General features: G+C 45.4%; 8 protein-coding genes, 8 tRNA genes and 1 riboswitch. Of the genes, 3 read left to right on the top strand and 13 right to left on the bottom strand.

Annotation, left to right across the window (positions count from 1 at the left end):
- Positions 1–30: 30 nt before the first annotated feature.
- The 4 genes from HNP82_RS07380 to HNP82_RS07395 form a co-directional block, all read right to left on the bottom strand.
- The gene (locus HNP82_RS07380) at positions 31–741 is read right to left on the bottom strand and encodes an IMP cyclohydrolase (RefSeq protein WP_183772930.1); all 711 of its coding nucleotides are present in this window, start codon (positions 739–741) and stop codon (positions 31–33) included.
- Between the two features lie 69 nt (positions 742–810).
- A riboswitch (ZMP/ZTP riboswitch) is annotated at positions 811–891 on the bottom strand.
- 87 nt (positions 892–978) lie between these two features.
- The gene (locus tag HNP82_RS07385; protein WP_183772931.1) at positions 979–2,892 is read right to left on the bottom strand and encodes an ABC transporter ATP-binding protein; all 1,914 of its coding nucleotides are present in this window, start codon (positions 2,890–2,892) and stop codon (positions 979–981) included.
- Positions 2,892–4,640, bottom strand: coding sequence for an ABC transporter ATP-binding protein (locus HNP82_RS07390; RefSeq protein WP_183772932.1), 1,749 nt, complete (start codon positions 4,638–4,640; stop codon positions 2,892–2,894). The genes HNP82_RS07385 and HNP82_RS07390 overlap by 1 nt, the downstream gene beginning before the upstream one ends.
- 16 nt (positions 4,641–4,656) lie before the next feature.
- Positions 4,657–5,109 (bottom strand): MarR family winged helix-turn-helix transcriptional regulator, encoded by a 453-nt coding sequence (locus HNP82_RS07395; protein ID WP_183772933.1) that lies wholly within the window; start codon positions 5,107–5,109, stop codon positions 4,657–4,659.
- 224 nt (positions 5,110–5,333) lie between these two features.
- Here HNP82_RS07395 and HNP82_RS07400 point away from each other — a divergent pair, with 224 nt between their 5' ends.
- The 3 genes from HNP82_RS07400 (at position 5,334) to HNP82_RS07410 (ending at position 8,686) form a co-directional block, all read left to right on the top strand.
- Entirely contained in the window at positions 5,334–6,257 is a 924-nt protein-coding gene (locus HNP82_RS07400; protein ID WP_183772934.1) for a DNA glycosylase, read from the top strand.
- Between the two features lie 438 nt (positions 6,258–6,695).
- Positions 6,696–7,109 carry a phasin family protein gene (locus tag HNP82_RS07405; RefSeq protein ID WP_183772935.1) on the top strand — a complete coding sequence of 138 codons (414 nt, stop codon included), beginning with the start codon at positions 6,696–6,698 and terminating at the stop codon, positions 7,107–7,109.
- Complete coding sequence (locus tag HNP82_RS07410) at positions 7,106–8,686, top strand: ABC1 kinase family protein (RefSeq protein WP_183772936.1); 1,581 nt, start codon at positions 7,106–7,108, stop codon at positions 8,684–8,686. Before HNP82_RS07405 ends, HNP82_RS07410 begins: the two co-directional genes overlap by 4 nt.
- A 97-nt stretch (positions 8,687–8,783) precedes the next feature.
- Here HNP82_RS07410 and HNP82_RS07415 read toward each other — a convergent pair whose 3' ends face one another.
- From HNP82_RS07415 to HNP82_RS07455, 9 genes are all read right to left on the bottom strand, one after another.
- Positions 8,784–11,720 carry a WG repeat-containing protein gene (locus HNP82_RS07415; RefSeq protein ID WP_183772938.1) on the bottom strand — a complete coding sequence of 979 codons (2,937 nt, stop codon included), beginning with the start codon at positions 11,718–11,720 and terminating at the stop codon, positions 8,784–8,786.
- 163 nt (positions 11,721–11,883) lie between these two features.
- Positions 11,884–11,957, bottom strand: a tRNA-Arg gene (locus HNP82_RS07420).
- A 24-nt stretch (positions 11,958–11,981) separates the two neighbouring features.
- Positions 11,982–12,067, bottom strand: a tRNA-Leu gene (locus HNP82_RS07425).
- 6 nt (positions 12,068–12,073) lie between these two features.
- Positions 12,074–12,146: transfer RNA gene (locus tag HNP82_RS07430), tRNA-Val, on the bottom strand.
- A gap of 33 nt (positions 12,147–12,179) precedes the next feature.
- Positions 12,180–12,253 (bottom strand) — tRNA-Asp (locus HNP82_RS07435).
- Positions 12,254–12,268: 15 nt separating this feature from the next.
- A tRNA-Ile gene (locus HNP82_RS07440) sits at positions 12,269–12,342 on the bottom strand.
- Positions 12,343–12,346: 4 nt separating this feature from the next.
- Positions 12,347–12,419: transfer RNA gene (locus tag HNP82_RS07445), tRNA-Thr, on the bottom strand.
- Positions 12,420–12,469: 50 nt separating this feature from the next.
- A tRNA-Glu gene (locus HNP82_RS07450) sits at positions 12,470–12,541 on the bottom strand.
- Between the two features lie 3 nt (positions 12,542–12,544).
- Positions 12,545–12,617, bottom strand: a tRNA-Asn gene (locus HNP82_RS07455).
- Positions 12,618–12,638 lie beyond the last annotated feature (21 nt).

Here is a 12,638-nt window from a genome sequence, read left to right on the forward strand (position 1 = left end):
TACCGCCGCTTACGCGGCTGAAAAGTTACATCAGTTCTTATTGACAATACGTGTCTCATACTTTCCTGTGGCAATATCAATGTATCTCACAAAAAGGGAAACTTTATTGTCCTCGTTAAGATTTTCCCATAAAAGCTTTGTATATGTGTCGATATCATTGTCCACATCCACCCTTTTTGGTTCACCCTCAAAACTTGGCAGAGGGTTGCCGTCGCACTTATAAGTGTGGATAAAATGTCCTTCTCCGGCGGTTGGATTATTGTAAGCAAAGGTAAAACGGCAGCAGCCGGAAGGATCGCCGTCATTGCTTTTTAAAATAGACATGGCATAATTGTATGTGCCATTTTCAATATGCATGATACCGGAAATCCGTGGAGTATAGTTGGGGGCGTCCGGTTCAAACTCTCTTGTGCGCAGCGCCTGCTCAAATGTCATCTGCTTATCCATCATCTCATAGATGGTATCGGTCTGATCGCCGTTGGTGACAATCGTCTTATTGCCAAGGACACGCACCGGCGCGTAAATAATCAGACTTGGATCCACCAATTTTGACTCATCAAATGCCTGTGTGCGGATACCTTCGCCATCCTCCACAAAAACCCGGTTTCGACTGTTCTCACTTCTGCCCATAATAAAATACGCGGTCACTGCTTTTGTTCCATCCGGTGTTTTCCCGATAATAATCCCACGTCCGGGATAGGCGTTGGATGCTAATTCATTGGCGATGGAAAGTTTCTCCATATCTTTTTCCTCCTTGCAAAAACAAACCGCCCGGGCTGTATTAAATCACAGGGAATACATCCCTGTCATTCATTTGGCCCAGGCGGTCGACACTCTTTTCCTGCTATACTCCCTTGCAGTTCCCTGCTTCCGCCAGTCGTACAGCTTCTAAAAATAGCTTAACTGATTTATGTGTGTTTGTCAACGAAAAAACTAAACCACTTCCTGATAACAGTATCGGTTCCGCCATACAAACTGTTACGCTTCCTGTTTTTCCGCCGCAGGATTTCCCGTATACAACTGATAATACCGTCCCTTCTCGGCAATCAGTTGATCGTGGGAACCTCGCTCAATGATCCGCCCGTTTTCAAGAACCATAATACAATCGCTGTTTTTAATGGTGGACAGACGGTGGGCGATAACAAATGTGGTTCTTCCCGCCATAAGTTTATCCATACCGTCCTGAACTAAACGCTCGGTCCGGGTATCAATGGAACTCGTTGCCTCATCAAGGATCAATACCGGAGGATCAGCCACCGCAGCCCGGGCGATGGAGAGGAGCTGTCTCTGCCCCTGGCTTAAATTGGCGCCGTTGCCGGTGATCACTGTCTGATAGCCTTCGGGGAGATGACGGATAAAAGAATCGGCGTTGGCCAGCTTTGCCGCGGCAATAACTTCTTCATCGGTAGCGTCCAGCCGCCCATAGCGGATATTATCCATAACTGTGGCGGTAAACAACTGGGTATCCTGGAGAACAATACCCAAGGAACGTCTTAGATCTGCTTTTTTTATTTTATTAATATTTATACTGTCATAACGGATCTTCCCATCCTGAATATCATAAAAACGATTGATCAGGTTGGTAATGGTGGTTTTTCCCGCACCTGTAGATCCGACAAAAGCGATCTTTTGTCCTGGTGTAGCAAACATTTTTATATTATGAAGTACAATCTTATCCGGATTATACCCAAAGTCCACATCATTAAATTCTACATTCCCTTGAAGTTCAATATAGTCTGTAGTTCCCGTTGCTTTATGGTGATGTTTCCATGCCCAATGTCCGGTTCTCTTATCGGTCTCTGTCAATGTACCGTCATCGTGCTTCTCAACATTAACCAGAGTAACATAACCGTCATCTACTTCCGGTTTTTCATCCAACAGCTTAAATATACGGTCAGCGCCTGCAAGAGCCATAATGATCGCATTAAACTGCTGACTCACCTGATTAATCGGCATAGTAAAGCCCCTATTAAAAGAAAGGAAACTGGCCAGCCCACCTAATGTGAACCCGAAAACACCATTAATGGCTAGGATACCACCCACAATTGCGCAAATTACATAACTGATATTACCAATCTGGGCATTGGCTGGCATAAGTATATTGGCAAATTTATTGGCGTTATCTGAACTTTCAAAAAGCTGATCGTTTCTGGCATTAAATTCATCCATGCTCTCCTCTTCATGGCAGAACACTTTGACAACTTTCTGACCCTCCATCATTTCCTCAATAAAACCGTCCAGGGCGCCCAGATCCTGCTGCTGGGCCATAAAGTAACGGCTGCTTAATCCGCCCAGCTTTTTCGTCACAATTACCATGATTCCTACCATCATTAATGTAATAATGGTCAGAGGAATATTCAAAATGATCATGCTGACCAGTACACTGATAATCGTAATAACACTGGAAAGCATCTGTGGCATACTCTGGCTGATCATCTGTCGGAGCGTATCAATATCGTTAGTGTAAGCCGACATAATATCTCCATGAACATGGGTATCAAAATACCGGATAGGCAGGCTTTCCATATGGGTAAACATATCATTTCTTAAATATCTCAATGTTCCCTGGGTGACATTAACCATAATACGGTTGTAAGTAAAGGTAGATAAAACACCAATGGCATAAAATCCTGCAACTCTTAAAATAGCACTCAGTAAAGGTCCAAAATCCGGCGCGTCAGCAGAGCGGAGCATTGGAAGGATGTAATCGTCAATGAGGGTCTGCATAAACATGGTTCCCTGAACATTAGCAAGTACGCTGACCAATATACATACGGCAACAATAATGCAGCTAAATTTGTAATGCTTCATTACATAGGCTAAAATCCGAATCAAAAGCTTTCCTGGATTTTTTACTTTTGGTCTCGGTCCTCTCATTCTTGGTCCCGGCATTACCTTTCACCTCCGTTTTCATCAAAATCGCCGCCGCTTGTCTGGGATTCATAGACATCTCTGTAAATTCCATTGGTTTCAAGCAGCTCATCATGAGTGCCAATTCCGTTGATTTTTCCGTCATCCATAACGATAATCCGGTCGGCATGCTGTACGCTGCTGATACGCTGGGCAATAATCAGCTTTGTTGTTCCTGGAATCTCCTCGGCGAAAGCCCTGCGGATCTTGGCGTCTGTCGCTGTATCCACCGCGCTGGTAGAATCATCTAAAATCAGAATTTTTGGCTTTTTTAGAAGGGCTCTGGCAATACACAGGCGCTGCTTCTGCCCGCCGGAAACATTGGTACCTCCCTGCTCAATATACGTCTCATATTTTTTAGGAAACTTCTGAATAAATTCATCGGCGCAGGCTAACTGACAGGCACGGATACATTCTTCCTCCGTAGCGTTTTTATCGCCCCATCGAAGATTATCCAGGATTGTTCCAGAGAACAGCACATTTTTCTGAAGGACAACCGCCACTTCATTTCTCAGCGTTTCAATATCATATTTTCGCACATCAACGCCGCCCACAGACACAGAACCTGCCGTCACATCGTACAGGCGGCTGATGAGATTGACAAGGCTTGACTTTGCACTTCCCGTTCCTCCAATAATACCGATCGTCTCACCAGGACGAATGGCAAGATTGATATCTTTAAGCACCGGTTCCTCGCTGTTTTTCTTATAGGCAAAATCCACATGATCAAAAACAATACTGCCATCGCTGACTTTCATTACAGGATTTTCAGGGTTCACAATATCACTTTTTTCATTGAGAACCTCGGAAATTCGCTGGGCGCTGGCATAACTCATAGTAATCATGACAAATACAAAGGACAACATCATTAAACTCATGAGAATATTCATACAGTATGTAAGCATACTCATCAGCTCGCCTGTAGTGAATGTGGAATTTACAATCATCTTTGCCCCAAACCAGCTAATCAACAAAATACACGAATAGACTGTAAACTGCATCAACGGTGCATTTAACGTCAGAATACTTTCAGCTTTTACAAACATTTTATAAACATTTCCGCTGGCCTTAGTAAATTTTTTGTTTTCATAATCTTCCCGGACATAAGCCTTTACTACACGAATGCCGTTAATATTTTCCTGAATGCTGGCATTAAGATCATCATAGCGGTGAAATACCTGCTGGAAATATTTTGTTGTACGGCTCATGATCAGAAACAGACAGCATCCCAAAACAATTACAGCAATCAAATAAACACAGGCCAGACGGGCATTAATGAAAAAAGACATCGCCATGGCGCAGATCAGGCTGGCTGGAGCCCGGGTACACATACGCAGTATCATCTGATAGGCATTCTGCATATTCGTCACGTCTGTGGTCAGACGTGTAACAAGACCTGCTGTACTGAATTTATCAATATTGGAGAAAGAAAATGTCTGTATGTTTTCATACATAGCCTTTCTCAAATTTCTGGCAAATCCGGTCGACGCCCTCGCGCCAAATTTTCCTCCCAGAACACCTGCGATCAGACTGACACAGGCTGCCAGGACCATCCATATCCCAATAGTATAGATATGATGGATGTTTCCCGCCTCGACGCCGTCGTCAATAATGGACGCCATCAACAGGGGGATGACCATCTCCATAGCTACCTCCAGAAGCATAAACACCGGAGTCAGTATAGAATCCTTTTTAAATCCATTAATATGCTTTGCAAGTGAACGTATCATGGATTTCTCTACCTCCTCATCTCTCATTATGATCTTCAAGGTTTAATTTCATCTGATGAACAAGTCTGAAAAACAACTGCAGTTCATCATCAGAAATCCCCTCGCGAATATTTTTTTCTAATTTATCAAGATTTTTTACAGTACCCTCATGAAGCTCACGCCCTTTTTGGGTCAGCACCAGTTTTTTCAGTCTGGCGTCTCTCTCCACAGATTCACGGACAATATATCCCTTCTTTTCCATCAGCTTTAATATTCCGGTAACCGTGGATTTAGCTATGGAAAATTCGGCTTCAATATCTTTCTGGAAAATTTCTCTGGATGGATTTTCATATATAAAACCAATGATCCAGCCATGCATCACCGTAACCTCATCCACTCCCCGACTGGCTTCATAAGCAAATAAAGTTCTGAAAATCATATTATTCAACGTGCGTACTTCAATACCCACACTTTCGTTGAACTGTCTCATTCCCTCCTCTTCCTCTCTCAATTTAATAAGTAGTAAACTTTTCGTATTCGTATAATTAAACATTTAATTGTTCGCTACCAAACTTATTATATCCACAAAATTAAAAAAAGTCAACAGCATTTTAGGAAATTAATTTTACTATGACCGCGGCAGCGGGCATGATATAATAGACATAAAGTGACAATTATACTGCGTCTTTTGTCCCTTTGAGAAAGGATAAATTTATGAACAATTTTACAAATGACTCCATTCAAATTACATTTTCCCAGCCCAACCTGGATCTTTTCCAGATCGCGGATTCCGGTCAGTGCTTCCGCATGATCCCATTGGAAAGTGAAAAAAACGGAGATACAAAAGAAATTCCGGGGTTCAGCGTTATCTGCAGCGGTCGTTACTGCGAGTTATATCAGAAGGGCGAGAAAATCACTCTCCTTTGCATGCCACAGGATGAAACATTTTGGAAAAACTATCTGGATATAGATACTGATTACGGCACTATTATCGCCTCTGTGGATCCTTCGGACAAATATCTGTTAAAGGCCGCCGATTTCGGAAAGGGTATCCGTATTCTGCGCCAGGATCTCTGGGAAATGATCATTACTTTCATTATTTCTCAGCAAAAAGCCATTCCCCAGATCCGGCAGGCCGTGGAAGACCTGTGCCGCTCTTACGGCACAGCTACCGTCAATTTCCGCAATCATACATATTACAGCTTTCCTGATCCATACCAACTCTCCCGCGCCTCCCTAGAGGAATTAAAAAAACACCGCCTTGGATACCGGGCAAAATATATTTATCAGGTCTGTCAGGACGCCGCCGGTAAGCACATGGATCTTGATGCCCTCAAGTCCATGCCCTATCGCCAGGCCATGGATTATCTTATGCAGTTTTACGGAATCGGTGAAAAAGTGGCCAACTGTATCTGTCTTTTCGGCCTGCACCATGTCAATGCCTTTCCGGTAGACACATGGATAAAAAAGATACTCATGAAGGAATATTGGCAGGATGCCTATAAAGACCTTCCCAAAAACCGCCTCTACACTACAATGGTCCATGATCATTTTTCTATGTACGAAGGCTGCGCCGGCGTCATGCAGCAATATATCTTTTTTTATGAGCGCCGGGGAAATATGTCCCACCTTTTCTGATGGCAGTTTCATAACAGTTCAGCACGCATCATTCGCAATCTCACCTGCTTTTCAGGCTTTACCGCTGCTGCCGCAGCGATGATTGCTCATTTGATGGAGGTTCCTGCTTTAATTGACTGTAAATAGTAATATTTTTTAAGATTCTTAAATTTTTCCAAAGATGTCCCATGGCAGCGTATTTGTGGTATACTATAAATGTGGTGAGACCAGGATGAACTTGCCTTTCTCCCCATTCAAGACTCGCTCGCGAGTCTTGGCGCGGGATTCGGGTCAGCTTTAGCCGACATAATTCCTATCCGAATCCCTGCTCATCCTCGCGGAGCGTATATCAGACGGGGGATTGACCCCCGCCACTGATACGAATTTGTTGCCCACCGCCTATAGAGGCGGGGGCATCTCCCATCTGATATACGCCTATAAGTTAAGGAGGTCGATTTTATGGAACTTTCAGATGGATTAAAAAAAGTATTCCTTGCCGGTGTAGGTGCAGTAGCTACCACGGCGGAGGCCGCCAAAGACCTGGTGGATAATCTTGTAACCAAAGGCGAACTGACTGTAGAACAGGGCAAAGTTTTAAATGAAGAACTGCGCCGCAACGCAAAGAAAAAAGTAAATGACCATGTCACTGTTAATATTATCCGGGAATATAAAGATGTTATGAAGGCTGTGGATCATATGACCAAAGAGGAGCGGGACCAGCTCCGGGAGCGTCTAAATGCCGCAGACGCTGAAGAGACATCCGATGACAATACTGCGGATAACAGCATCGAACCGGAAAGCTGCGATAACCCATCTGCGGCCGATGATCCGGAAGCCTCAGACGTTGCCAAGGATGAGGCTGCTCCTCAATGACCGGAAAAAAGGGTTCTGGGAAGCGTCTCAGGGAAATCCTTGGTGTTTTAAAAAAACATCATCTTTCTCAGGGCGTTTCTCCAGAAAAACTCAGGGAAATCCTGGAGGATCTGGGACCTACCTATGTAAAACTGGGCCAGATCATGTCTATGCGTTCAGATATGCTCCCGGAAAAATACTGCCGGGAGCTGACCCGTCTTCGCACGGAGGTGCGCCCCCTTCCTTTTGAAACGATCCTTCAGATTATCAAACAAGAGCTTGGACGCCCCTTTTCCCAGATTTTCAAAAAAGTGGAGCCACAGCCTTTAGGTTCGGCGTCTATCGCCCAGGTTCACGCTGCCACCTTGCTGGACGGCAGGAAAGTTGTTGTCAAAGTTCAGCGGCCTGCAATCCACGAAATGATGGAAAATGACATTCGCCTTATGAGAAGAGCTTCGGGACTCTTAAAGCTGACTTCCGTGGGCAATTTAATTGATTTTGGCACGATCATTGACGAACTGTGGAAAACATCCCAGGAGGAGATGGATTTTAAGCAGGAGGCTAAGAACTGTGATCTTTTTTTTGAAAACCAGAAAGATATTGTCTATATCACCAGCCCCCAGGTGATCCACGAGCTGACAACTCCCCGGCTTCTCGTCATGAGTTATATTGAGGGCATTCAGATTGATCGTGTCCAAGAACTTACAGAGCTTGGCTATGATATGAAAGAAATCGGTGAAAAAACGGCAGCCAATTATTGTAAGCAAATTCTCGACGACGGTTTTTTTCACGCTGACCCTCATCCGGGAAATCTCTGGATCAGCGGCGGCCAGATCGCCTGGCTGGATCTTGGAATGACCGGACATCTTTCTGGACGAAACAAAATGCTCATACAAAAAGCGGTTTACGCCCTTCTCCAGAATGATATTTATGGTGTAAAAAATGTCCTTCTCTCTATGGGCGAAGCGAAAGCGCGGATTAACCACGCCGAACTTTATACAGATATTGATGACATTGTCAGCAAATATATGAATATGGGCTTTGGGGAGATGCGCCTTGGTGAATTAATTGAGAAACTTCTTGATCTTGTAAAAAAACACCACATTGCCATTAACACAGATATCACTATGCTGGCACGGAGCATGATCACTATTGAAGGCACATTAAGTGCCTGTGCGCCTCAGGTAAATCTGATGCAGATCCTTACATCCTATGTATCATCCTCTGTCCTTGAGCATATTGACCTGAAACGAGAACTGCGGCATAAAATCCGGCAGATTTATACATCCACCGATAAGATGCTTTCCATCCCCGCGCTCCTTTCAGATCTTTTAAATATTACCAAAAATGGTCAGACCCGGCTGAATATAGACATTACGGAATCAGATCGGCTGCTGGGCAGCTTCCGCCGCTCTTTTGACCATTTAGTTCTGGCTTTACTGACCTGCGGTATTTTCATTGGCAGCGCTCTGCTCTGCCTCTCCGATCAGCCCCATACCCTGTGGGGACTTCCTGTAATCAGTGTCATAGGCTTCTTTCTATGCCTGATATTTGTTCTGTGGCTGATCATTCAAATGTTTCTTCACCGGAAAAAATAAGACAAAGCGTTACATTTCCAATCTCCGTTCCAGAGAAAAATAAACGTTTTGTCTTATTTTTCTGTTTTATCTCTTCGTATAGATCTAATTATAATCCTTACTTTTCCGACGCCTGCTCCTCAGGCTGAGCGATCTCTATGATCCCCCATTTTCCATCCTGCTTAACAAAGGCCCTGCCGTTATGTACCGGACGGGCTTCCTCAAAAACCATCCCCGTGACACACTGGCCATCCATGTCATAATATCCCCACTGACCATCTTTCTTCAATGAAATATAACCTTCGCTGTAAGGATAGGGCTGCCCTTCCGCCAGCAACACAGATCCGGGATTTTGGGAAATCCCCTCGAAATCCAGATAATTTGCCCCTTCAAATTCAAAGGGGATCACCTCATTTCCATCGGTATCAATGACGCCGTATTTTCCCTGGGACAGGGCCACCATGCGCTGGTCAGATGCCGTGTATATCCTGTCATATAAATAATTTTCATCCACAGTCCCCTCCGGCGAACAGATACCGTAAACAACGCCTTCACCGACATTGATCTTATCAAAATCCGCCCCGGCGATATCGTCTACAACTACTGCCGGAACTGCTTCCCCGGAAGAATTTTCAGTCAGGGTGTAACCATCGAAAGATAAAGCGTATAATTTGCCGTCGCTTCTGGAGTACACCAAGATACTTTCATTGCCACCATGTCCCTGATGAGTTCCTTCCATAGTCTGGCCGCTTTCAGGATTAATGGCTGACGCGGACCACACATCACTGCCGGCAAGTGAGGCAAATAAAGTCTGGCTGTCATTAGCCTGACAACTGAAAACACAGTTATACAGAGGCTCGGAAATAACCTTTCCGTCATAGTCAATGAAACCAAGTTTTCCGTCTCTCTCATACACGGCCAGATCATACTGGCCAGCCGTAACGGCAAGAGAACCATGGGAATCATCCATAATCACCGGCATATCCTGAAACTCCAGGGAAGGTTCCAATATCCAGGAAACCTCGGAGACTGGCTGCTCCTTTGAGGGATCTATATCACTTAAAAATCGGAACCACTCCTTGGCGGTAAATGGAATCAACACTGAAAGATTGATGTTTTCTTCATTATAAGTACTGCAGTACAGTCCTTTATCAGTCAAATAAAAATTATCCGCTCCCTCAAACATCAACCGGACAAACTCTTCAGCCGGGACATTCTCATTCTCTTGTGGGAGATAATACTGGGTGATCAAACTCTGGATGTCTTTCTGATCACCATATAAAACATCAGACATACTCAACTTCTGACCATCTGACTCATTAAAAATGAAACCTCCCCCAATATTATCCTTGCCACTTCCGTTATTAGCTGTCCCGGCAAAAGACATGGAAATCATTCCGTAATCATTATAAATAATCTCCACCGACGACTCATAGTACAGCGGAAATTCATAATCTTCCTCCCCTGTGAGTGCTTCTGTGGCATTCTCATTCTCACTTGCCTGGTCAATGTAGGCTTCCATAGCTCTATTGATAGCTTTCTCCCCGTCTGTATCTCCAAGCAAATAAGGATAAACTACTTTTGTGTAGCCGCCCACACTTCCATCATCAAATGTAGCGCTGCTCTCATAAGTTAAAAGCCTGTATTGGAAATTTCCAACCACATAAATACTATCCTGAGAATCACTCTCCTGTGTTTCCTCTGGCAGAGAACTTTCCGATTCGCTCTGTGATGGCGATTCGCTATCTCCAGTTTCCGGTGCCTGGGTCGCCGGCGGGGTCGTCTCGCTTTCCGGCGCCTGAGTGGCCGGCGGGGTCGTCTCGCTTTCCGGCGCCTGAGTCGCCGGCGGGGTCGTCTCGTTTTCCGGCGCCTGAGTCGCCGGCGGAGTCGTCTCGCTTTCCGGTGCCTGAGTGGCCGGCGGGGTCGTCTCGCTCTCCGGTGTCTGAGTCGCCGGTGGGGTCGTCTCGCTCTCCGGCGCCTGAGTCGCCGGCGGGGTCGTCTCGCTCTCCGGTGCCTGAGTCGCCGGCGGGGTTGTCTCGCTCTCCGGCGCCTGAGTCGCCGGCGGGGTTGTCTCGCTTTCCGGCGCCTGAGTCGCCGGCGGGGTTGTCTCGCTTTCCGGCGCCTGAGTCGCCGGCGGGTTTGTCTCACTCTCCGGCGCCTGAGTTACTGGCTGAGTTGTATCATTTTGCGCAACCTGAGATTCTGATTGAGAACTCTTACTGTCTTCCTGCTGTGACTCAAATTCCTCTTCCAATTCAGGAGCCAGATTATAAAGCTCCTCTTTCTTTTCCTCAATGCGCTCTTTACTTCCACTGACTTTACTTCCCTGCTGAAGTATTTCCGCGGCTTTCCGGTATTCTTTATTTTTAATATAGGCATCTGCCAGTCCTACATATGCGTCTTCTTCATTCTTGTCAATTTCAATAGCATCCCGAAAAGCCTCAATGGCATCGTCATAGTTGGAATTTTTTATGAACTCTTCCCCTTGCGTTACCTGATTTTCATAAGCATCTCTCTGCCTTTTTCCCGGAGATAACATAAAAATGATGGCAATAATGATAACCACTACAACAACTGCAGCAGCTACAATGCCCACAACCAGCCACAAAACTTTCTTCTGTTTTGGCGCTTGGCCACTGTCATCTTCATTATCATTATCATTGCTATTACCGGGCTCTATAGGCCCTTCAGGACCCGAAGGGCTTCCTCCTGAACCATTGGGTTCCGGTCGAAAGCCTCTGTCTGCCACCTCCTCCACAAAATTCATCTCAGGATTAGCCAAACTTTCCTGGATATCATTAAATACAGCCTGCGTATCATCACTGGAAGAATGCTGCTGCGGATTAGTTGGAATAACAACTGTCTCCTCCACATCAGAAATTGGAATATTGTTATTCACATTGCTCGCTATATCTCTACCTGATATATCTCCATTATTAAGATTAAATGTTGTTTGATTATGTAAATCACTTTCATCAGAAATCACTTTGGCACCACAGTTTGTGCAGAAAGCAGCGCCTTCCGGCAGCTTGCTGCCACAGTTTGTGCAGAACATACTGACGCCCTCCTTTACTTTAATAGTTTTCATGTAGATTCATGAATAACGGGGTCAGGATTAAAAATCGTTTAATCCCAACATCATTATATACAAAAATATAGTACAAATTCAAGTCTGGGTAAAAACAAAAAGCCCTGAAAATTCAGGGCTTTTTAAGAAGCGTGCGCAAGAAGATTCGAACTCCCGACCTTCTGATCCGTAGTCAGACGCTCTATCCAGCTGAGCTATGCGCACATATTCAATTATAAAGATTTCGAGTGCCGGCGACCGGAATCGAACCGGTACGGGAGGTAAGTCCCGCAGGATTTTAAGTCCTGTGCGTCTACCAATTCCGCCACGCCGGCATCCAATGGGGCCTACAGGGCTCGAACCTGTGACCCTCTGCTTGTAAGGCAGATGCTCTCCCAGCTGAGCTAAGACCCCATAAAAATTATCTCACACCTAGTGCTTGATAAACGACCCAGAAGGGACTCGAACCCTCGACCTCCGCCGTGACAGGGCGGCGCTCTAACCAACTGAGCCACTGGGCCATATTCTTTTTTTAATGGACCTTCGGGGACTCGAACCCAGGACCGACCGGTTATGAGCCGGTTGCTCTAACCAACTGAGCTAAAGGTCCGAAAAGCCGATGATCGGACTCGAACCGATAACCTGCTGATTACAAATCAGCTGCTCTGCCAATTGAGCCACATCGGCACATCCTTATGAATAAACCGTCACCGGATACTAAAAGATTCACCGATGAATGACTCCAAGGGGATTTGAACCCCTGTTACCGCCGTGAAAGGGCGGTGTCTTAACCGCTTGACCATGGAGCCATACTCCCCCTGCCGGGCTCGAACCAGCGACACTTCGGTTAACAGCCGAATGCTCTACCGACTGAGCTAAGGAGGAATAAAGGTGTTGTACCTTCAA

Origin of the sequence: Catenibacillus scindens, assembly GCF_014202115.1 — a bacterium.
Classification (GTDB): Bacteria; Bacillota; Clostridia; order Lachnospirales; family Lachnospiraceae; genus Catenibacillus; species Catenibacillus scindens.